A 20,493-nucleotide genomic window follows, 5' to 3' on the forward strand; every position below is an offset into this window, starting at 1 on the left:
CATGTCACCTCGTAACCTGACCGCACCCACGTTCGCCCGCACTCGCCTCGGCTCCGGCTCTGGTCTTCTCCTCGCCCACGGCGCCGGCAGCAGCCTGGCCGGTACCTACGGCCCGGTCCTGGAAGCCCTCGCCGCCCGCCACACCGTCGTCGGCATCGACTACCCCGGGAGCGGAGACACCCCGCGTTCCGCGACCCCGCTGTCCGTCGACGACCTCGCCGACCAGCTCGTCGCCGCCGCCGACGCGGAGGGCCTCGACCGCTTCGCCGTGTCCGGCTACTCCCTCGGCGGCCCGGTCGCCATCCGTGCCGCGGCCCGCCACCCCGAGCGCGTCACCGCACTCGTCCTGACCGCCGCCTTCCCGCACCGCGACAACCGGCTCGCTCTTGCCTCTTCGATCCAGAGCAAGATCGCCGCGTCCGGAGACCGCGAGCTGCTCGCCGAGTTCCTGCTCATGATGGCCCTCGGCACCCAGGCACTGGAGTCGATGCCTGCCGAGCAACTGCGGCAGACCCTCGGCTACACCGCCGGCTCCGTCGCCGACGGCAGCTCCGAGCAGACCGACCTCGTCGGCCACGTCGACGTCCGGGACGACCTCGCCGGCATCACGGTCCCCACTCTGGTCGTCTCGACCACCGACGACCGGCTCGTCTCCACCGACCTGCACCGCCGGCTCGCCGAGACCATCCCCGGCGCCCAGCTCGCGGAAATCGCCACCGGCCACCTGCCGATGCTGGAGCGGACCGCCGAGTGGCTGCAGCTCATCACCGACTTCCTCGACAAGCACCACGCCTGAACGCAGACCTCGGGCGGGGGCCGCAGGGCGTGGCCCCTCACCCGGACCGATCACAACTCACTACACACGAGTCCATGGAGGAACCATGCTCAGCTTCGGCCACCTCGACGAGTCCACCCACTTCCACGACCAGCAGAAGGAGACGGCCGGCCCGGTCACCATCATCAACACCTTTGTCGCCCCGGAAGGCAAGGAGGATGAGGTGGTGGCCGCCTGGACGGGCGACGCGGAGTACATGAAGAAGTCGGGGAGCCTCCTCTCGGTGCAGCTGTACCGGGGTATCGGCGGCAGCCGGCTCTTCACCAACGTCGCGGTCTGGAAGTCGACCGAGCACCTCCGTGCGGCACTCGGCACGCCGGAGTTCGCCTCGCACCTGGGGCGCTACCCTGCCGGCACCGTCGCCTACCCGCACCTCTACCAGAAGTTCGCTGTCGAGGGCATCTGCGAAGGAGAATGACGACCGCTGAGGTGATGGCGGCGGCGAACGCCGTCACACCGCCTCGACGGAGTCCGCCTTGCCGCGGACGACATCCCGCAGCCGCTTCTTGTCGATCTTGCCGACCTTCGTCAGTGGCAACTCGTCCACGACCAGCAGGTCTTCGGGCAGCTTGTACCGTGCCACCTGCATCGCGGTGAGGGCGGCACGGACCGATTCGAGGCTCAAGTGGGTCCCCGGCTCGACGACCACGACCGCGCACACCCGCTCCCCCAGGTCGGGGTCGGCCTTCGCGACGGCCGCGACGCGGGCGACACCGGGGAGGCGGTAGATGAGGTTCTCGACCTCCTCGGCGGAGATCTTCTCGCCGCCCCGGTTGATGAGGTCCTTGTCCCGTCCTTCGACGACGAGATTGCCCGACGGGTGGAGCCGGACGACGTCACCGGTGCGGTACCAGCCGTCGGGGGTGAACGCACGGGCGTTGTGCTCGGCGGCCCGGTAGTAGCCGCGCGGGGTGTACGGGCCGCGGGTGAGCAGGGCGCCCATCTCGCCGGTCGGGACCGGGCTGTCGGAGGCGTCGACGACGAGGATCTCGTCGTCCGGGCACATGGGGCGCCCCTGCGTCTCGATCCTGATGTCGTCGGGGTCGTCGGGGCGCGTGTAGTTCAGGAGCCCCTCTGCCATGCCGAACACCTGCTGGAGCGTGCCGCCGAGCACGGGTTCGGCGCGGCGGGCGACCTCCGGCGCAAGGCGGGCGCCACCCACCTGCAACAGCCGTAGTGCGGGCGGGGCGGGGTGGCGGCCGGCGGCCACCGCGTCGATCCAGCGGTGGACGACGGCCGGCACCGCGGCGGTGGCCGTCACTCCCTCGGCGGTCATCAGCGGCAGCACCTTGCCGGGTTCCGGGGTGCGGGCCAGGACGACCCGGCCGCCGTTCATGAGGGTGCCCAGGATGCCGGGGCAGGCCAGGGGGAAGTTGTGTCCGGCGGGCAGTGCCACCAGGTACACGGAGTCGGAGTCGAGGCCGCAGACCTCGGCGCTGCGCCGCGCGTTGTACTCGTAGTCGTCATGAGTGCGGGTGATGAGCTTCGGCAGTCCGGTCGTGCCGCCGGAGAGCAGGAAGACGGCGATGTCGCCGCTGTCCGGGGCGATCCGGTCGAGCCGGGCCCGTGCGGCGACCGGGTCGTCGGCCGGTTCGGCAAGGGCGCGCAGATCCGTGGCGTCGGCGCCTGCCGTGCCACCCGCGACGAGCAACAGCCGTACGCTCGGGGTGGCTTCGGCGACTTCCCGCCCCAGGGCCTGGTGGTCGAAGTCGCCGAGTCGGTCCGGTACGGCGATCGAGGTGACCTCGGCGTGAGCGGCCAGGTAGCGCAGTTCGTGACCGCGGTGCGCGGGCATCGCCATCACGGGAGCGATTCCGGCCCGCAGACAGGCAAGGGTGAGGGTGACGAACTCCCAGCCGTTGGGCAGCTGGACGAGCATCGCGTCACCGGGGTTGAGACCACTGTCCAGCAGACGGCACGCCAATCCGTCGGCCCTGTCGATGAGTTGACGGTACGTCAGGCGAGTGTCGCCGTCCACGACGGCCACCGTGTCGCCGTAGGTCTCGGCCCATTCGTGCAGGTACGAGCCGAGCGGCCTGCCACGCCAGTACCCGGCCTCGCGGTAGCGGTCGGCCGCCTCCTTGGGCCAGGGCACGAATCCCTCACGCGTCATCGGATCCTCCTTGATCCCGGGGGTCACGCAGCAGCAGTACGGCGTCGAGCGCGACGACGTCGCCGTCGGGCAGGACACGCAAAGGGTTGATCTCGCACTCGGCCACGGCGTCGTCGGCGGCGAGGGAGGCCAGGGCGAGCAGCACGTGGGTGAGCCGCGCGCGGTCGACCGGGGTGGCGCCGCGCGCGCCGAGGAACACCTGGCGGGTGGCGAGTTCGTCGAGCATCGCGTGTGCCTCGTTCGCGGACAGGGGCGCGAGGCGCAGGGAGACGTCGCCGAGGATTTCGGCGGCCGTTCCCCCGGCGCCCAGAGCCAGCACAGGGCCGAAGACCGGGTCGCGGCGTATGCCGACGATGAGTTCGGGTCCCGCCGGGGCCACCTGTTCGACCAGCAGCGCGGGGCTTGCGGGCATACGAATGAGAGCTTCGTCGAGCTCCTCATGCGTGCGGATGCCGACCTGGACCCCGCCGACCTCCGTCTTGTGCAGGATCTCCGCGTCGAGGATCTTCACAACGACCGGTCCGTCGAGCTCGTCGAGAGCCGCGTGCGCCGCGGCGGGGTCGGCGCACGCGCGCCGTACGGGCGTACGGATGCCCAGGTCCGCGAGGACGGTCTTGGCGGTGTGCTCGTCGACCGGCCCCGGCGGGGGCAGGGTGGGTGCGTCGGAGGCGGTGACGACGGCCTCGAGCCGGGTGCGGGCGGCCGCGTCCTCGACGAGCGCGCGTACCATCACCGATCCGGAGGCCGGCGTGGCCGCGCAGGGAATGCCGGCTTCGCCGAGTTCACGGCGGGCGCGCCGCGCCTGCTCCACGGGTCCGCCGACGACGGCGACGAGCGGGGTGGCCGTACGGGCGGCGGTCAGCACCGCCGGGAGGTCCACCGCCGTGAGTTCCAGCAGGCCGTACACGGCGGTGACGTCGATGGCGGGGTCCTCCGAGACCCGCTCCACCACGTGCGTGAGCGCGGGCGAAGGGCGGCCGGTGTCGACGGGGTTGTTCAGATAGGTGAGTGCCGGGAGCAGCTCACGCAGCTCTTTCACTGTCCGTTCGACCAGCGGCGGAACCTGGATGCCGTGGGAGCGCAGGTCGTCCGTGAGCAGCAGTCCGGGTCCGGCCTGTGCGGTGACCAGGCCGATGCCCGGGCGTGGGTTGGCCGGGAGCCGTACGCGGCTGAGCGCGGTGACGGCGTCGACGAGGTCGCGCTCGTCGTCGACGAGGACGGCTCCGGCCTGGCGCAGGGCCGTCCTGGTCACGCGCCAGGAGGTGGCCAGGGCGCCGGTGTGGGAGCGGGCGAAGTCGCCGATGTCGCTACGGCCCACGACCAGGGCCACCACGGGGACACGATCGGTCAGGCGTCGTACCGCCTCGGTGAGGCGGCGGCCTTCCGCGGCGGTCTCCACGTGCAGGGCGACGGCCCGTACGCCATCGTCCTCGGCGAGGTGGCGCAGGACGTCTGCCTGGGTGACGTCCAGGCTGTTGCCGAGGCCGACCCCGAGGCGCAGGCCGATGCCGGCCTCGGCCAGGGCGAACGCCAGCGCGTGGTTCACGCCGCCGCTCGCGGCCACGACCGCCACCCGACCCGGTTCCAGGTCGGACGCGCCGGGGACGAAACTGGCCGTGAGCCGTCGGTGGGGGGCCAGGAAGCCCGAGGTGTTCGGTCCGAGGACCCGGATGCCGGTGTCCCGCACCACCTCGGCCAACGCCTGCTGGTGTCGCGCACCGTCGCCCCCGGCTTCCGCGAACCCGCCGGCGCACACGAGTGCGGCGCGGGCACCGACTGCTGCCGCCTCGCGCAGGGCGTGGGTGGTCACGGCGGCCGGAATGCAGGAGACGACCAAGTCGGGTGTGATGCCGTGGGCTGCGGCGGCCTCGCCGACGGTGGGGAAGAAGCCCCGATCGGGATCCGGGCGGCCGGAGTTGACCTTCATCACCGGCTCCGGGAAGGAAGCCAGAGAGTCGGTCATCGCCGCGCCGAGCTTCCCGGGCGTGGCCGATGCGCCGAGCACGGCGATGGCTCGGGGTGCGAACAACGCGTCCAGGGCGCTCACTTGCTGCCTCCGACGAGGTCGGCCCGGCCGGAGAGCACGAGCGTGGTCGCGGTGTCGTCGTCGTACGCGCCGGTGATCACGGCGGGAAGGCTGTGCACGAGCCGGGCCTGCTCCGCGACCAGTACGCGGGTCAGCGCCGTACCGCCGCGGACGCCGATGAGCAGGACGCCTGCCTCTGCCGTCTTACGCACCTGGTCGAGCGCGAGCGGCAATCCCTCCTCGGTGTCCGGCGCGTCGATCCACACGCCCGCCCCGAACGACTGACCGCTGAAGGGGACCATCGGGATGCCGGTGCCGTCGGTCCCGGTCAGGAGGTCGTCGCGAACCGTCACCCGGCGCGAGGGAAGGCGGTACGGCCCGACACGGAAAGGCGTCTTCAGGGGCCCCGCCTCATGGTGTCGCCGCCACCACCCGTCGACGCGGTCCACGTACGACGCGTCGCGTACGGCGAGTTTGCCGCGCGGGATGCTGCGGGTGAGGAAGTGGAAGGCGAACTGCGTCGGATCGTCGAAGGAGCGGACGTAGCGACCGAAGTGTTCCCACCAGGACAGGCTGGGCCGTGCCGAGTTCTGGATCCTCTCGACCTTGGGGCGGCGGCGCTCCTCGTACAGGTCGAGCGCCTCCGGCACGCTGGGTGACGGCTCCCCCAGGGCCTCGGCCAGCGCGACCGCGTCCTCCATGGCCATCTTGGTGCCGGACCCGACCGAGAAGTGGGCGGTGTGCGCCGCGTCGCCCAGCAGCACCCACTTTCCCCGCCGCCACGAACTGGCCCTGCGCGTGGCGAAGTTGGCCCAGCGGGAGTTGTTGCCGACCAACTGGTGCCCGTCGATCTGTTCGCGGAACAGGTCTTCCAGGTAGCTCTTGGTCTTCTCGTCGCTCGTGCCCGGCGGGGTCGAGGGATCGAAGGTGTCGAGACCGGCCCTGGCCCAGGAGTGGGCGTCGGTCTCGACGATGAACGTGCTCAAAGAGTCGCTGATCGGATAGGCGTGGGCGGCGAAGACACCGTGGGGGCCGTCCTGGTGGACGAAGGTGAGCCCGTCGAACATGTAAGTGGTGCCGAACCAGATGAACTTCGCGCTCGCCACCTCGGCGGTCGGTCCGAAGTCGTCGGCGAACAGGGTGCGGAAGCGGCTGTTGGCGCCGTCGCACACCACGACCACGTCGAAGTCGTCCAGTTCGGCGGGATCGCGGACCTCATGCTCGAAGCGCATCCGCACGCCCTCGGCGCGGGCCCGTTCCTGCAGCAGGCTCAGCAGCGTCTTGCGTACGACGGCCGCCATGCCCATGCCGCCGACGCGCTCCCGAGCGCCGTGCACGCGGACCTCGATGTCGTCCCAGTGCCGGCCGTCCTTCTCCAGCGCTTCGCTGAGGACGGGATCGGCGGCGTCGATGGCGTCGAGGGTGGCGTCGGAGAAGACCACTCCGAAGCCGAACGTGTCGTCGGGGCGGTTGCGTTCGAAGACCACGACCTCGGCGCCGGGCCGGCTCCGCTTGAGCAGGGTGGCGAAGAACAGTCCTCCGGGACCTGCGCCGATGCAGGCAACTTTCATGGCATTTCCTTCGCGCTCACAGCCACGCGGGCAGTGTCGGCAGGGATCCCCCGCCGGTCGGATACAGGGGGCCGGGCACGGGCCGTCCGGTCGCGTAGGCGGCCAGGCTGGGCAGGTCACCGCTCACCACGACCGGCTCGACGCCGGCCGAGTCGCCCAGGAGCCAGGTGTGGGCACCGTCCTCGGACCGCAGCCGGACGGAGGGGCAGTCCGGTCGCGCCCGGAAGGAGGCGGCCACGTCGTCGACGAGGGCCGCGCACATGTCGTGCGGCACGTCGTCGAAGCTGGTGTCGATGTCCAGGTCGACGGCGTGGATCCACACCTCACGCGCCCGCATCCAGGGGACCTGCGAGGCGGGAACCTCACGCCCTCGCGCGGTGCGGACGGTCGCCGCCCAGCACTCGTCGGGCAGCGCGGCGACTTCCTCGGCGAGACGGCTGTCGGCCGCGAGCAGCTCGGCACGCAGCTCCTCGGCCGGCCGCCGGGCGCCCTCCTCTATCTCACGTGCACGCTGGTCGCCACTTGTGTACATGGGCGTCTCGACGCCTGTCCGCGCCCAGGTCAGCAGGTTGACGAGCGCGTCGGCGTTGCGGGCGACGTGAGCGACGACGTGGGCCCGGCTCCAGCCCGGCAGGTACGAGGGCCTGGTGAATCCCGGGTCGGTCAGCCGGTGCACGGCGGCTTCGAAAGCCGCCGTGCCCTTGGCCGCCCGCTCCAGCATCGTGGCCGGGCGTGCGCTCACCGTGTCTCGAGGCGGCAGGTGTTGCGGGTCTCGCCGATCCCCTCGATCCGGGTGACGAGGAGTGAACCGTCCTGCAGATAGCGGGCGGGCTTGCGGGCGTGGCCGACCCCGCCCGGAGTGCCGGTGGCGATCACGTCGCCGGGCACAAGGGTGACGATCTCGGACAGGTACGCGACCAGTGCGACCGGGTCGAAGACGAGGTCACCGGTGTCGGCCTTCTGGACCGTGTCGCCGTCGACCTCACAGGTCAGGCTCAGGCCCTGGGCGGAGACCGCGGGGTCGTCGGCGGTCACCAGCCATGGTCCGACGGGGGTGGTGGCCTCGAAGGTCTTGCCCTGGTCCCACTGGGTGGTGCGGTACTGCCAGTCGCGGGCGGTGACATCGTTGAGCACGGTGTACCCGGCGATCGCGGCCCGCGCCTGCTCCGAGTCGGCGTGCCGGACCTCGGCACCGATGACGACACCGAGTTCGGCTTCCCAGTCCATCTGCGTGGAGGAGGCGGGCAGGGTCACGTCGTCGTAGGCGCCGACCAACGCCCGCGCGAACTTGGAGAACAGTGTGGGGTGCGAGGGGAGTTCGCGGCCCATCTCCAGAATGTGGGTGCGGTAGTTGAGGCCGACGCACACGACCTTCTCCGGCGCGACGACGACAGGGGCGTAGTCCAGGGCGCCTTCGTACGTCTCACCGTCGGCGTCCGCGGCACGCGTCGCCCAGTCCCGGTGGCGCAGGAAGGCCACCAGGTCGTTCTCACCGAGGTCGACGGCCTTGTCCTCGTCGACGCGGACGGCGCGCGTGGTGCCGTTGACCCGGATGGTGGCGAGCTTCACTTGTGTTCTCCTCGGGAGGTACGGGCGAGGCCGAGGGCCTCGTAGACGGGCTCGTCGCTGAAGCGGAACAGATCGACCTGGGTACGGGCGGACAGCGAGACCTCGCACCAGGACGGGACGACGAACAGGTCGCCCTTGGCGATCTCGAAGACCTTGTCGCCGACGTGGGCGACCGCCTCGCCCTCGAACACCTGCCAGATCGCGGAGCCGACCGTGCGCACCGGAGCGGTCCGGGTGCCGGCCCGCAGTCGGCGCATCTCGGTGCGCATCGTGACCAGGGCGTCCCTGCCGGTGGTGGGGTTGGAGAAGCGGACTCCGGCGTGTCCGGGCTCGAGCACGCCGGGCACGCCTTCCTGCTCCAACTCCAGCTGGGCGGTCAGGGCGGCGTCGGTGTGCTCCCAGCGGTAGGCGTTCAGCGGGGAGTTGGGCTGGTCGGGCCGTCCGATCGGGCGCAGCCCGGGGTGGCCCCACAGCCGTTCGCCGCGCGAGCGCTCGGGGGTTTCGCGGGTGGAGAGCTCGTCGCGGCCGAACTCGAAGAAGCCGGCGTCAAGTTTGGAGACGAGCGGGATGTCGAGGCCGTCGAGCCAGGCCATCGGCTCGTCGGTGACGTTCTGGTGCTCATGGAAGGCCCAGCTCGGTGTCAGCAGCAGGTCACCCCGCCGCATCGCCACCGCGTCCCCGTCGACGTTGGTCCACACGCCCTCGCCTTCGACGACGAACCGGAAGGCTCCCTGGCTGTGCCGGTGGGAGGGGGCGACCTCGCGCGGGCCCAGGTACTGGATCGCGGTCCACAGGGTCGGAGTGGCGTAAGGGAGGCCGGGGAAGCCGGGGTTGGACAGGGCCATGGCACGGCGCTCGCCGCCACGCCCCACCGGCACGAGCTCTCCGGAGCGCTGTGCGATGGGCAGCAGCTCCGTCCACCGCCACAGGTGCGGAACCGCTGCGGGCTGCGGCGACATCGGCATGAGGCCGTCCACCTGGGTCCACAGCGGGATCAGACCCGCGTCCTCGAAGTCCGCGTACAGCTCGTCGAGCAGCTTGCGCTCGGTCTGTTCGCTGGTGGTGTCGGTCACGGAAACCTCCACGTCGTGTGTTCGGCGACCGCCGGAAGAAGCGCGCATCGTTCCGCGCTGTTCCATGACGTTACGCCGCGGTTTCCCCTCACCGGAATCCTTGAAGGGTAGGATTCCGCTATGGAGAATTCAGCGGTTGGTTCGCCCGGTCCCACGTATCCGGTGAGTGCCGCCGGCAACGCCCTGCGCGTCGTCCGGCTGCTGCACGAGCTCGACGAACTGCGGGTGATGGACGTCGCCGACCGGCTCGGCGTCGCGCGCTCGACCGCGCACCGGGTCCTCGCGATGCTCGTCTTCGAGGGATTCGCCGTGCAGGACCGCCACAAGGTGTACCGGCCGGGGCCCGCTCTGCAGGCGATCAGGGGAAGCCAGGCCGCCCCTCCCCCGGACCTGATCACCATCGCCCACCCTCACCTGCAACGACTGGCGGACGCCGTCCGGGAGACGACCCACCTGATGGTGCTCGAGGGCAACGGCAGCCGCTTCCTCGACGGTGTGGAGGGTTCCCAGGCGCTGCGCGTCAGCTTCCGCACGGGCACACTCCTGCCCGCGCACGTGACCTCGGGCGGCAAGGCCCTGCTCGCGGCACTGCCGGCCGACCGGCTCCGGGCCCTCTACCCCAATGGCCTTCCCGAGGAGGGGACCAAGGCTTCCAAGGACTTCGAGAGCCTGATGAACGAGCTGGTGTCCGTGCGCCGCCACGGCTACGCCATCAATCTCCAGGAGAGCGAGCGCGGAGTGCACGCCGTCGGCGCGTGTGTACGCGACCGCACGGCCACCGCCGTCGCTGCCGTGGTCGTGGCGGCTCCGTCCGTTCGATGCACCCGCGCAAGGCTCGCCGAACTGTCCGAACCTCTGCTCGCGACCGCGCGGGACATCGGTCAGGGTCTGTGAACGGCGGCGCCGCACGCCACCTCAAACCGCGTGGTGGCGTGCGCCGTAGGGCCTTCAGGGCGTGTCATACGACCTCCGCGAAGGGCACTTCGGTGAACGCGGCCGGCGTGGAGCGGGGGCTCCCTTCCGACATCGTCGCTCCTCACAGCCCCAGAACGCGCTCGGCGTTGCCGTGCGCGATGCTCGCGAGATCGGCCGGGGCGTACGGTGCGGAGCGCAGGAATCCCACCGCCTCAGCGCTGGACTCGAACGGGTAGTCGATGGAGAACAGCACCCGGTCGACACCCACGGCATGGACGGCACCCAGCAGCGCGGCATGCGACATGACGCCGCTGGTGGTGACGTACACGTTGTTCCGCAGGTAGTACGAGGGCAGGTGTTGCACCCTGTGCTCGGCGGGCACCTGGTCGTAGCGGCTGTCGAGCCGGGCCATCTGGAACGGCAGCAGCTCGCCCATGTGGCCCAGCATCACCGACGCGCGCGGGAACTCGTCGAACACTCCGCCGTAGATCAGCCGGAGCGCATGGGCACCCGTCGTCGCGGTCCACCCCCACGACGGCCCGACCAGCACGGGATACCCGTCGAAGACATGCCAGTTGTCGGCCGGAACGACAGCCGGATGCAGATACAGCGTCACACCGAGGCGCTCCAGTTCGGCCCATACCGGCCTGAACTGCGGCTCGTCGAGGTAGTGCCCCCGCACATGGTCGTTGTGGAGGACGCCCTTGAAACCGAGCTCCGCCACCGCCCGGCGCAGCTCCACGACCGCGGCCTTGGGATCCTGCAACGGAAGGGTGGCAAAGCCCGCGAAGCGGGTCGGATGGGCGGCGATCGCCTTGGCGAGATGGTCGTTGATCCGCCGCGCGGCAGCCACGGCCTCCGCGGGATCCTCGATCACTTCGACGCCCGGCGTGGAATACGAGAGGACCTGGACGTCGACGCCGTTGGCGTCCATGTCCGCAAGCCGCAGCCCGGTCAGATCGTCCAGGCGCCGGAACCACTCCTGCTTGATCGCCGGCGGCACCGCCATGTGCTGACGGATCGCTTCCTCCTGCCGGATGGCTCCGGGAACGGAGAACGCCTCTTCCACGGCCACCATGCGCATCTTTTCCTCCGAGGTGTTCCGATGGCTCTTCGAGCGGCCGCCTGAGGGCCGTGGCGGCGGACCTGACTCCGGGCGCTTGGGGTCGGTTCCTTGAACGCCGGAGAACGCCGTGGAGACAGGGCTGCCGGGCGCGGCGTCGGCTGCCCGGGCGGGCGACCCCGCGACCAGACCACCGACCACGGCGGCTCCTGAAGCAGCGGCGGTCGCGGCGATGAATCTTCGCCGGGTGGCCTCGACAGGAGGCTCGGGGCGGGGCTCGGCGGGCGGAGTAACGGCTTGGAAGGGACGGTCGTCGGGCATGTCCACTCTCCCTCGAGGGCGCGCGGTTGATTGCCGGGGTCCTGCCAATGGCTGTTGCGCTCCGCGAGGGTGCGCGTCGTGACCAGCTGGAGGTCAGGCAGTTCTCTCGGCGATCGCCGACGCCCATGGCTCATGCCGCTGCAGAGCGCTCCCGGGAGACGAGGGGCCGCCGCTGCCCGCTCTCTTGAACCTGAGCCAAGCTAGTTCTAGGGTGATTTCGAGTCAAGACCAGTAAGGAAGCAGATTGGGCACGACTCCGCCTCATGACTCGGAGTCAAGAATGCCTGTTCCTCTTGCTGACGCCGCCCCGCTTCCCACGCGGCGCCCCCGTCCCACTTGCCATCGACCAACGATCACAATATTGTCGTACGAACGTAAGACATACGGACGTCCTTCAAATTCCAGGGAGCGAGCATCGAAAGGCGGAGTCGGGACGGGTGATACCGGCTTCGCAACCGTCCCCACCCTCAACGCGCCAACCACCCGCCGGTTGGCCAGACGATCCCATCCACCCTCGATGAGGGAAAGAACGAGGACCCGATGAGCACCTTCCACCCCGATCTCAGACGAGGTCGCTTCCTCCCCAATGTGTCCTACGGACGTCTGTCGTCGCGCCTCGTGCGAAGCGTGAAGTGGCGCGCGAGTGATCCAGGACCGGACGTCAGGGTTCAGGAGATCGTCGTGCCCGGCCCCAAGGGCGCACCGCCCGTCTCGCTTCGCGTCTTCCAGCCGACCGGCCTGAAGACAGCGGCTCCGGCACTGCTCTGGATCCACGGAGGCGGGCTGATCTTCGGCGCACCCGAACAGGACGACCGTACGAACATCGCCTTCGCCCGCGAACTCGGCATCACCGTCGCCGCGGTCCGCTATCGACTGGGTCCTGACCATCCCGCGCCCGCCGCGGTCGAGGACGCCTACGCCGCACTGCGCGGACTGGCCGAGCGAGCCGACGACCTGCACATCGACACCGACCGCATCGCGATCGGCGGTGCCAGCGCAGGCGGCGGACTCGCCGCCGCCCTCGCCCTGCTCGCCCATGACCGGGCCGAGATCCGGCCGGCGTTCCAGCTACTCCTCTACCCGATGCTGGACGACCGCACGACGACGAGAACCGACCTGGCCACCCTCAAGGTGCGCGTCTGGACGCCCAAGAGCAACCGGTACGGCTGGTCGTCCTACCTCGGCGACGCCGTCGCGGGCCCAGATGTCTCCCCGTACGCGGCCGCAGCCCGCCGCGAGGATCTCAGCGGTCTTCCCCCGGCCTGGATCGGCGTCGGCACCCTCGATCTCTTCCACGACGAAGACGTCGAGTACGCGCGCCGGCTCAGTGACAGCGGTGTCCCCTGCGACCTCGACGTCATCCCCGGCGCTTTCCACGGCTTCGACCTCGTGTTCCCCAAGGCCGAGATCTCGCGGGAGTTCTGGCGCAGGCAGGCTCGGGCGCTGAAGGACGCACTGTGAGAGTCGTCGAGGCCGTCGGCAGGGACCTTGTTCAAGCCGGGTGACCGTGCGGGTCCTTCGTCGGCAGAGCATCGGGATTGAGCTCTGCGAGCATCCGGAGCAGCAGGGTGTGTACGACTGCCCGCTCGGCTGGGGCAAGGACCGCAAGCGCTTCCTCATCAAGACGTTCCACCACACCCCGCGCCCGCTCGGCGAGCTTCGCGCCGCTGTCAGTGATGGTCAGTTGTACGGTTCTGCGGCTGGAAGGGTGTTCGCGGCGGGCCAGAAGGCCGCGGTCGACCAGCGCGTTGACAGCGGCGCCCATGGACTGGGGAGTGAAGCCGGTCCGACGCGCGATCTCCGCCGCGGATATGGCCGGGGTCCAGACGACGTGCTGCAGAGCGTTGTGCTGGGCGGCCGTGAGGTTGAGCGACCGCAACGCTCTTTCAAGACGCGTTCCCATCACGTGCACCACCTGCCACGCCAGGTAGCCCATACGCCTCGAGGGATGTGCGCCAGGACGCCCCATCAGCAACTCCAAAAGTAAGGTGCCTGATATTTCTAGGGTACAAATAGAAGGTACCTTAGAAGCTACCTTACAAGAGGAACCGGAGAAGGCCCCTCCCATGTCCACGCCACCGACCACTTCCGCCGAGCCGCACCCTGCGCAGCACCATCACCACGCGATGGACACCGCTCCGGCGCCGCAGGGTGCCACCGGGATGAAGGGAGTTCTGCTCCCCGTCGCGATCGTGCTGGTCATCGGCTCGATCTTCGTCAGCGTGTTCCTGGCCGCATTTCACGCCCCGCGGCCTCACGACCTGCCGGTCGCCGTGGTCGGGACGACCCAACGGCTCGAACAGATCACCGGAGGGCTGGAACTCGGGCTGCCCGGCGGGTTCGAGGTGAAGCGCTACCCCGACGCGAATGCGGCCCGGCACGCGTTGCAGGACCGAAAGGTGTACGCCGCCTATGTCACCGGTCCCGGGAAGTCCGCCGAGCTGCTGTATGCGGGAGCCAACGGCCCTTCGGTGACCTCGACGGTCACCGGTGCCTTCTCCGGCGTCGCCAAAGCGAGCGGAGACAGGCTGACAGTGCAGGACGTCGTGCCGGCCTCGGCGGGCGACACCCGCGGTATGTCGGTGTTCTACGCCGGGTTCGGCGTCGTGCTGGCCGGATTCCTGTTCGGCATGATGACCTACCAGATGGCTCCGCGACTGGAGTACCGGTGGAGGTTGGTCAGCCTGGCCTCCTTCAGCATCCTCGCCGGCGTCCTCGTGGCGGCGATGGCCGGCAGCCTGGGCTTCTCTGCGCTGCCGGGTCCCTTCCTGGGCATCGCGGGGGTCATCACACTGATGGCCGCGGCCATCGGCAGCGCGACCATGATGTTCATGCGCCTCTTCGGCCGTGCAGGGATGTCACTGGCCGCCGTGGTCCTGCTGACCTTCGGCAACAGCACGAGCGGGGGCACGCTGCCCACCGCCTACCTGCCGGGCTGGCTGCATCCGCTCTCGGAGATCCTCCCGGTGGGAGTCGGCGTACGAGCCGTGCAAGGCCTGTCCCACTTCAACAACGACGGTCTCACGGCGGGTGTCGTCGTCCTGCTGGCGTGGATCGTCGTCGCCACCGTGGTGCTCTTCTTGCTTGATGCCCGCGGACCACGTCGCGCAGCCGTCGACTGACCCGTCAGCCTGCCGCGCGCCGCTCCCCATGCCGATCGTGGGACGGGAAACAGAATCGGCCCACGCTCCGGGACACGGCTGAGCCCCAGCTCCAGTGGCCGGTGACACGCTCGCGGGCAGCACGCCCCGCTCTCGTAGACTGCGGCCGTGACCGACGCCGCGTTTCCCACCACCGGATACCTCGCCTGGCAGTTCTCCCAGATCATCGCCGGACGACTGGAGCGGGCACTGCGTGCGGAGGACCTCACCTTGGCACAGCACAACGCTCTGCAGCAGGTCCTCTGGACGCCTGGGGTGTCCGCCGCGGAGATCGCGCGCCGCTCCGACATCACGGCGCAGTCCATGGGAGCCGCGGTGAGCCAGCTGGTCGAGCGAGGGCTGCTGCGACGGGAGCCCCATCCGACCAGCCGTCGCAGTATGCGTCTGTTCGCGACCGACGAGGGAAGCGCGGCGGCCGCTCGTGCCACGACGATCGCGAAGCGGATCGAACGGGAGACGACCTCGCCGCTCTCCCCGGATGACAAAGACGCCATTCACCGTCTGCTCTACCGTTTGGTCGAGGAACTGAACCCCGACGCCCTCGCCATCGACACACGATCGCTGAACCAACCCTGACCGTCCCGCGGATGACACTTCCCGACGCGGACCGCGCGACGTTCACCGGTGCGCCGCGAGCGAAAGGACGGAACGCCATGAGCCGGGCCGAGAGCCGTCCGCCGTCGCACGGTTCCACCCGCGGTCGTCCCCGCAGCGAGGCCGTGGAACAGGCCATCCTGGAAGCGGTGCTGACGCTTCTGGAGGACGGCGTCCCGCTGGCCGATCTCTCCCTCGGGACCATCGCCAGCACCGCCGGCGTCGGCAAGGCGGCCATCTACCGCCGCTGGAGCGACAAGGAGGACCTCTTCGTCGACGTCATCCGCGCCGCTGAGCCCTCCGAGCGAGAACTTCCCGGTACGTCGATGCGGGACGACCTGGTCGTTCTACTGGAGTCGGTGCGCCAACGCGGCCTTGCCGGCCGCTCGTCGGCGGTCCTGCACACCGCACACGCCCAGATGAGAAGCAGCCCGAAGATATGGGCCGCCTACCAGTCCGGCGTGATCACTCCCCGCCGCGACCTCGGACTGGAGATCCTCCGGCGAGGCCAGCTCAACGGGGAACTCCGTACGGGCATCGACCTGGAACTGACCATCGACATGTTCGTCGGCCCCATGCTCATCCGCACCTTCGTACGCCACGACCCCGAACTCCCGGACGGACTCCCCGAACAGATCGTCGACACCGTCCTCCGTGGCCTACGGCCCGTCGGCTCGCCGCGCAGTTGAACGCGTAGGCACCGGGGGCGCGGCCGCTGCGGCGCTCAGCCTCGCGCGGCGAACGCGGCGGCCGCTTCCTCGAAGGACGCGGGCTCACGGCCGAGCAGCATCCGCAGGACGTTGCTGTTGCCGCGCAGGCCGTGCCGGTCATAGTCCTGCCACATGGCGCGCATGTCCGAGGCCCGGGACGCGGAGTCGGCCACTCCCCGCGGGAGCGGTGCGTCCGCCCAGTCCACCGTCCTCGCCTCCAGATCAACTCCGCGTGCACGCCCGGCGAAACGCACCGCCTCCGCCAAGGTCAGGGCGGGGCCCGCGAGTTCGTAGGTCGCCGAGTCGTGCCCTGGCTCGGAAAGCACCTTGGCGCCGGCTTCCCCGAGGTCACGCAAGTCGATGAACGAGAACTCGTTGTCCACGTTGAACGGCACCGCGACGGGGCCGGCCGGAGCCCTCCCCCACGTCGACAGGACGATCTGCGCGAACATCGAGGGCTGGAGAATCGTCCAGTTCAGCCCCGAGGCCCGCACGGCGGCCTCGGCGTTCGCCTTGCGCAGATGATGGCGCAGCCCGGGGGTGTGCGGGTGGAGGACGGACAGGTACACGAACCGGCGGACGCCCGCCTGCTCAGCCGCCTCAAGAGCCCTGATCGCGAGCACGTCCTCCTCCGGGTGGAACGCCGGCGGAATCATGAACACGAAGTCTGCGTCCTCCAGCGCCTGCCGGACGCTGTCCGGCTTCTCCAGATCCGCCTCGACGATGTCGTCCACGCCCAGGGCCGCCACTCGTTCCCGCCCTGCCGGGCCGTGCACCACGGCCCGGACCCGGAACGGAGCTCGCAGCGCGGCCTCCAGCACATACGTACCGCAGAGCCCGGCCGCCCCGATCACCGCGATCAGGGGCGGCTCCTGGCTGCGTACGGCTTCTGATTCGGACACTTTCCCGGCTTCCTCTCGCTGTTCTGAGGTGACTCCGCGGAGCCGTGACGCGCGCGTGCGTCGGATCAGGGGTTGATCACGGTCATCCACATGGGGTCGTCGACGCGTTGCTGTATCGCGTCCATCGCCTTGAGCGCTTCGGTGAGCGGGAAGCGATGGGTGATGAGCTCGTCGGCGGTGAGTGCGCCCGTCGCGAGCAGACGCAGGACATCCGTCGCGTCCCGGCGGGTGTAGGCGCGCGTGGTGACGAAGCGCCAGCAATGCATCATCAGGGCGATGGGAGGCAGCGCCAGCGGGGTGGAGTTGCCGCCCATGTGCACGAGGGTGCCGCCGGTGGCCATGCCGGCCATGGCCTGGCCGAGGGCGGGACCCTCCGGGATGAAGTCGATGACGGCATGGGCTCCCTCGGGTGACAACTCGCGCAGCCGACGGGTGAGAGAGCCGTCGGTCGCCCAGTTCTCAGGGAGTTCGCCGAGTGGGACAACGCTGGCCGGTATGCCGTCGGCGAGCCCGGCGACGCGGTGGAGACGCTCGGCGTCGCGGCCGACGAGGATCAGGCGGGCGACTCCGAAGTGCTCCGCGAGTTTGACCGTGGCGGTTCCCATGGTGCCGGTCGCGGCGGTGACCACGAGGGTGGACCGTTCCGGAAGGTCGGCGCACTTGAGTGCGCGCACGGCGTTGGCCAGATCCTGGATCTTGGCCGCGACGTCGAAGCCGACGGAGTCGGGCAGGGAATCGATCAGCCAGTGCGGGACGCGGACGTACTCCGCGAGTCCGCCGTCGTGATACCGCTCGTACAGGGGCATCGGGGCATCGCCGAAGGCGGCGTGGCCGAGCATGGCCTGCTGGGCGCACATCATGTCCCGGTCGGTACGGCAGTAGTCGCACTCTCGGCAGTTCAGCAGGGGGTGCACCCGCACCCGGTCGCCGACCGCGTGGCCCGTGACATCGCGGCCGATGGCGGAGATGACGCCTGCGGCCTCGTGGCCGAGTGTGGTGGGCAGATGCTTGAGCGCCCCCATCCGCAGCAGGCGCATGATGCCCGGCGCCAGTCCGGCGGAGGCGACCTTCACGACCACGTCGAGCGGACCCGGCTCGGGGACGGGCACCTCCTCCAGGACGAGTGCTTCGGCACCCTGGTGCGCTCGCAGGGCAAGCATCGTGGCCATCAGCGGACCTCCACGGTGAAGCTCGGGAGCCGTTGGGGGGTGTAGGCATCCGCCGTACGCGCGGTCTCGGCGACCTGGGGCAGTTCCTGGTGCGAGAGAAGACTGACGTAGTCACCGGGCTCGGTCACGACGCTGGTGTGGGAGATGCCGAGCGGGATGCGCACGAAGTCGCCCGGCTCGAGGTCGACGATGCCCCGCTGGGTGATCAGCGTGCGGTGACCATGGGCCTGGTACTGGATCTCGTCGGCGTCGAGGGTGCGCCGGTAGCGGCGCTGCCCGCCGGAATTGGTGGTGACCATGCCGAGGCGGATGCGATCGGTGGTGTACAGCCAGCTGACGTCCTGACCGGGATCGGCCCGCAGCACCGCCATCCGCCGGTCCTCCTGGTGCACCTGCTCGAGCAGGAGCTGTTCGTCGACCCCGAAGACGGTGATGTCGTGGCCGGCCGCGGCCATGCACTGAGTGATCGCCTCGTTGGCCTCGCCGGGCTGCCAGCCGGGGAACGGCGGGAACACAGGCCCGGACTCCCGCTGGGCCGGCGCCAGTTCGGTGACCGGTGCGGGAATGTAGAACAGCAGGTGGCTGTCCTCACGGCCGTAGTTGTCGTGGGCGACGCCGCGCGGGATGCGGGAGAACTCGCCTGACTGGAACTCGATCACGCCGAGTTCGGACATCAGGGTCCGCTCGCCGCCGATCTGGTAGGAGATCTCGTCGACGTCGCAGTTGCGGTGGTAGAACGGCTGCCGGCCGTCGAGTTTCTGCCACTCGACACGGATCTCGTCGTTCTCGTAGACACCGCGCGGCGGGGCGAACGCCTCCGGCTCGTACTGCTGCGGGTAGTGCACCACGGTCAGTGGCGCGTGCTCCCCCCACAGCTTGACGGGCACCTTCGGGGCATGCGGCGGCGAGAGCAGCAGATGCTCGTCGCGGACGATACTGCGCAACGGATGGTCGGAGCCCAGGACCATGACGTCTTCTACGACACTCACGGGGACCTCCTTGTCCTTGGGTGGTCGTCCTTGGGTGGTCACCTCTTTCGGCCCCAGTACATCTCGATGCCCTTCCATTCCATCAGCTGAGGGCTGTCGACCTTGTCCCCGAACGCCTCGCGGATCTGCTCTCCGGAGTAGTAGGGAATGTCGTCCACGGGGACGTGCGCGAAGAGTTTGTCGAACCACTGCCGAAGGTGGACGTCGGAGTTGATACGGGAGGAGAACGTCGCTCCCTTCAAGACCGCTTCGGCCAGCACGATGCGCCGGCCGGACTTCATCACCCGCAGCAGGTCCGCGGCCGTCTCGTGCCAGTCGTCACAGTGCTGCGTCGCCTGCAGCACGGCGACGCAGTCGTATGCCTCGTCGTCCACCGAGTCCGTGTACGACCAGCGCCAGCAGCCGATCTGGCCGTTCCGGCCGGGGACCTTGCCCAGCACGGCGTTTCGGCCGTCCTTGATGATCTCCACGCTGTCGATGACGCCGTCCGGCCCCACAATGGCCTGCATGTCCTCGACCCATCCGGCGGGCGCGATGCCCTCACCGATCAGCAGAACCCGGTCTCCGGCACGGAGTTCGAGCAGACCGTAGACGATCTCGGAGATCGGCCGCGCCAGCTCCTGCCAGATGTACGGCAGGCCACCGGCGATGGCCATGGCCATTTCCCATTTCACCCGCTGGTTGACGTCGTTGATCTCCGGACCGAAACGCTCCTCGTCCCACGGCTGGACGTATTTCCAGGGGTCTCCGCCGCCGAAGTCGTCCTTGGCTTGTGTACTCATGTCGTCATGTCCTCCGTGGCCTGCCGGAACTGTGTGGTGAGGGCGCCATTTCTCCGGCTGGAATGCCGCCTCCGAGGCGCCCGGTCGATCACGCGCAGTGCCTGGCCGTGGTTGGCCGCACGGTGCGGGCGCACTCCGATGGAGGCCATGTGTTGGTGCTGGGAGATGAGATCTCCCAGGGTGCTGACGCCGAACTGGAAGTGGTGCAGGCCGGGTCCGGAGGACTCCGTCTCGCTCAGGCTTTCGACGCCGAACAGGGCGAACACCTGGCTGTGCGGAGCGTCCGTGATGCGGAAGAAGCCCAGCCGGACATCGACCGCCCGCTCGGGCATGCCGGCGGGGCGCGGCGGGGCCACCGGGTCGGGGGTCCGCTCGTAGAACGGGCCGTGCCCGAGGACGTGGGCGTAGAAGGCGGCCAGGTCGTCATAGCGCGCCGTCTTGAGCACCAGCTCGGAGAGCTGCAGCGCGACGGCTTGCGTCCCGCCGGCCTCTGTACCGGCCTCGGTCTGGGGAGTCGTCGTCATCGTGAGGGCCTCCTTGCCCGTCAAACGGTGAGGTGCAGCGACTTTGAGGTGAGGCCCAGGGCCAGGCAGTGGCTCCCGGCATCGTGTTGATCAGCGGGAGTCTCCGCGACCATCGCCATCTCTTGAACCTGAGACGAGCGTAGCACCGCACATGATCTGTCAAAAGTCTTGTGTTT

At 69.7% G+C, this 20,493-nt stretch carries 20 protein-coding genes; 7 read left to right on the forward strand and 13 right to left on the reverse strand.

The annotated features are described in order from the left end of the window. The first annotated feature begins 1 nt into the window (after position 1). A complete protein-coding gene (locus M2157_RS04170; protein ID WP_280860430.1) occupies positions 2-796 on the forward strand; it encodes an alpha/beta fold hydrolase in 795 nt (264 codons plus the stop codon). An 85-nt stretch (positions 797-881) separates the two neighbouring features. Further along, entirely contained in the window at positions 882-1,253 is a 372-nt protein-coding gene (locus tag M2157_RS04175) for an antibiotic biosynthesis monooxygenase family protein (protein ID WP_280860431.1), read from the forward strand. A gap of 33 nt (positions 1,254-1,286) precedes the next feature. On the opposite strand, the gene M2157_RS04180 is transcribed toward M2157_RS04175, so the two are convergent. Genes M2157_RS04180 through M2157_RS04205 form a run of 6 tightly spaced genes read right to left on the reverse strand, consistent with a single transcriptional unit; the run spans position 1,287 to position 9,187 of the window. Continuing rightward, complete coding sequence (locus M2157_RS04180) at positions 1,287-2,948, reverse strand: (2,3-dihydroxybenzoyl)adenylate synthase (RefSeq protein WP_280864459.1); 1,662 nt, start codon at positions 2,946-2,948, stop codon at positions 1,287-1,289. Beyond that, a complete protein-coding gene (locus tag M2157_RS04185; RefSeq protein ID WP_280864460.1) occupies positions 2,938-4,995 on the reverse strand; it encodes an acetate--CoA ligase family protein in 2,058 nt (685 codons plus the stop codon). The genes M2157_RS04180 and M2157_RS04185 overlap by 11 nt, the downstream gene beginning before the upstream one ends. After that, entirely contained in the window at positions 4,992-6,545 is a 1,554-nt protein-coding gene (locus tag M2157_RS04190; RefSeq protein ID WP_280864461.1) for an FAD-dependent monooxygenase, read from the reverse strand. The genes M2157_RS04185 and M2157_RS04190 overlap by 4 nt, the downstream gene beginning before the upstream one ends. Before the next feature lie 16 nt (positions 6,546-6,561). Continuing rightward, on the reverse strand, positions 6,562-7,287 hold the full coding sequence (locus M2157_RS04195) for a maleylpyruvate isomerase family mycothiol-dependent enzyme (RefSeq protein WP_280860435.1): 726 nt from the start codon (positions 7,285-7,287) through the stop codon (positions 6,562-6,564). Further along, positions 7,284-8,114, reverse strand: a complete 831-nt coding sequence (locus M2157_RS04200) for a fumarylacetoacetate hydrolase family protein (protein ID WP_280860436.1) — start codon at positions 8,112-8,114, stop codon at positions 7,284-7,286. Before M2157_RS04200 ends, M2157_RS04195 begins: the two co-directional genes overlap by 4 nt. Next, on the reverse strand, positions 8,111-9,187 hold the full coding sequence (locus M2157_RS04205) for a cupin domain-containing protein (RefSeq protein WP_280860437.1): 1,077 nt from the start codon (positions 9,185-9,187) through the stop codon (positions 8,111-8,113). The genes M2157_RS04200 and M2157_RS04205 overlap by 4 nt, the downstream gene beginning before the upstream one ends. Positions 9,188-9,307: 120 nt before the next feature. Here M2157_RS04205 and M2157_RS04210 point away from each other — a divergent pair, with 120 nt between their 5' ends. Next, positions 9,308-10,081 carry an IclR family transcriptional regulator gene (locus M2157_RS04210; protein ID WP_280860438.1) on the forward strand — a complete coding sequence of 258 codons (774 nt, stop codon included), beginning with the start codon at positions 9,308-9,310 and terminating at the stop codon, positions 10,079-10,081. A gap of 142 nt (positions 10,082-10,223) precedes the next feature. Here M2157_RS04210 and M2157_RS04215 read toward each other — a convergent pair whose 3' ends face one another. Then, positions 10,224-11,486, reverse strand: a complete 1,263-nt coding sequence (locus tag M2157_RS04215) for an amidohydrolase family protein (protein ID WP_280864462.1) — start codon at positions 11,484-11,486, stop codon at positions 10,224-10,226. A 681-nt stretch (positions 11,487-12,167) separates the two neighbouring features. On the opposite strand from M2157_RS04215, the gene M2157_RS04220 reads away from it, so the two are divergent. Beyond that, positions 12,168-12,947, forward strand: a complete 780-nt coding sequence (locus M2157_RS04220; protein WP_280860440.1) for an alpha/beta hydrolase — start codon at positions 12,168-12,170, stop codon at positions 12,945-12,947. A gap of 31 nt (positions 12,948-12,978) precedes the next feature. On the opposite strand, the gene M2157_RS04225 is transcribed toward M2157_RS04220, so the two are convergent. Then, positions 12,979-13,422, reverse strand: coding sequence for a MarR family transcriptional regulator (locus M2157_RS04225; protein WP_280864463.1), 444 nt, complete (start codon positions 13,420-13,422; stop codon positions 12,979-12,981). 130 nt (positions 13,423-13,552) lie between these two features. Between M2157_RS04225 and M2157_RS04230 the strand changes: the two genes are divergently transcribed. From M2157_RS04230 to M2157_RS04240, 3 genes are all read left to right on the forward strand, one after another. Continuing rightward, positions 13,553-14,608, forward strand: a complete 1,056-nt coding sequence (locus M2157_RS04230; RefSeq protein WP_280864464.1) for an ABC transporter permease — start codon at positions 13,553-13,555, stop codon at positions 14,606-14,608. A gap of 147 nt (positions 14,609-14,755) precedes the next feature. After that, the gene (locus M2157_RS04235) at positions 14,756-15,223 is read left to right on the forward strand and encodes a MarR family transcriptional regulator (protein ID WP_280860443.1); all 468 of its coding nucleotides are present in this window, start codon (positions 14,756-14,758) and stop codon (positions 15,221-15,223) included. 77 nt (positions 15,224-15,300) lie between these two features. After that, positions 15,301-15,930 (forward strand): TetR/AcrR family transcriptional regulator, encoded by a 630-nt coding sequence (locus M2157_RS04240; protein WP_280860444.1) that lies wholly within the window; start codon positions 15,301-15,303, stop codon positions 15,928-15,930. A gap of 35 nt (positions 15,931-15,965) precedes the next feature. Here M2157_RS04240 and M2157_RS04245 read toward each other — a convergent pair whose 3' ends face one another. The 5 genes from M2157_RS04245 to M2157_RS04265 all read right to left on the reverse strand — a co-directional run bounded on the left by M2157_RS04245 (position 15,966) and on the right by M2157_RS04265 (position 20,317). Continuing rightward, entirely contained in the window at positions 15,966-16,853 is an 888-nt protein-coding gene (locus M2157_RS04245) for an NmrA family NAD(P)-binding protein (protein WP_280864465.1), read from the reverse strand. Positions 16,854-16,918: 65 nt separating this feature from the next. After that, positions 16,919-18,022 carry an alcohol dehydrogenase catalytic domain-containing protein gene (locus M2157_RS04250; protein WP_280864466.1) on the reverse strand — a complete coding sequence of 368 codons (1,104 nt, stop codon included), beginning with the start codon at positions 18,020-18,022 and terminating at the stop codon, positions 16,919-16,921. Next, positions 18,022-19,011, reverse strand: coding sequence for a hypothetical protein (locus M2157_RS04255; RefSeq protein WP_280864467.1), 990 nt, complete (start codon positions 19,009-19,011; stop codon positions 18,022-18,024). The genes M2157_RS04250 and M2157_RS04255 overlap by 1 nt, the downstream gene beginning before the upstream one ends. A 38-nt stretch (positions 19,012-19,049) precedes the next feature. Beyond that, the gene (locus M2157_RS04260; RefSeq protein WP_280860448.1) at positions 19,050-19,793 is read right to left on the reverse strand and encodes a hypothetical protein; all 744 of its coding nucleotides are present in this window, start codon (positions 19,791-19,793) and stop codon (positions 19,050-19,052) included. Next, positions 19,790-20,317, reverse strand: coding sequence for a hypothetical protein (locus M2157_RS04265; RefSeq protein ID WP_280860449.1), 528 nt, complete (start codon positions 20,315-20,317; stop codon positions 19,790-19,792). The genes M2157_RS04260 and M2157_RS04265 overlap by 4 nt, the downstream gene beginning before the upstream one ends. Positions 20,318-20,493: the final 176 nt, after the last annotated feature.

The organism is Streptomyces sp. SAI-127 (genome assembly GCF_029894425.1).
GTDB lineage: Bacteria > Actinomycetota > Actinomycetes > Streptomycetales > Streptomycetaceae > Streptomyces.

Excerpts from the sequence above, each read along its gene's own strand:
- M2157_RS04250 (WP_280864466.1), bottom strand. The coding sequence starts at position 18,022 with ATGGCCACGATGCTTGCCCTGCGAGCGCACCAGGGTGCCGAAGCACTC.
- M2157_RS04175 (WP_280860431.1), top strand. The coding sequence starts at position 882 with ATGCTCAGCTTCGGCCACCTCGACGAGTCCACCCACTTCCACGACCAG.
- M2157_RS04265 (WP_280860449.1), bottom strand. The coding sequence starts at position 20,317 with ATGACGACGACTCCCCAGACCGAGGCCGGTACAGAGGCCGGCGGGACG.
- M2157_RS04260 (WP_280860448.1), bottom strand. The coding sequence starts at position 19,793 with ATGAGTACACAAGCCAAGGACGACTTCGGCGGCGGAGACCCCTGGAAA.
- M2157_RS04170 (WP_280860430.1), top strand. The coding sequence starts at position 2 with ATGTCACCTCGTAACCTGACCGCACCCACGTTCGCCCGCACTCGCCTC.
- M2157_RS04230 (WP_280864464.1), top strand. The coding sequence starts at position 13,553 with ATGTCCACGCCACCGACCACTTCCGCCGAGCCGCACCCTGCGCAGCAC.
- M2157_RS04190 (WP_280864461.1), bottom strand. The coding sequence starts at position 6,545 with ATGAAAGTTGCCTGCATCGGCGCAGGTCCCGGAGGACTGTTCTTCGCC.
- M2157_RS04225 (WP_280864463.1), bottom strand. The coding sequence starts at position 13,422 with ATGGGCTACCTGGCGTGGCAGGTGGTGCACGTGATGGGAACGCGTCTT.
- M2157_RS04240 (WP_280860444.1), top strand. The coding sequence starts at position 15,301 with ATGAGCCGGGCCGAGAGCCGTCCGCCGTCGCACGGTTCCACCCGCGGT.
- M2157_RS04180 (WP_280864459.1), bottom strand. The coding sequence starts at position 2,948 with ATGACGCGTGAGGGATTCGTGCCCTGGCCCAAGGAGGCGGCCGACCGC.
- M2157_RS04210 (WP_280860438.1), top strand. The coding sequence starts at position 9,308 with ATGGAGAATTCAGCGGTTGGTTCGCCCGGTCCCACGTATCCGGTGAGT.
- M2157_RS04215 (WP_280864462.1), bottom strand. The coding sequence starts at position 11,486 with ATGCCCGACGACCGTCCCTTCCAAGCCGTTACTCCGCCCGCCGAGCCC.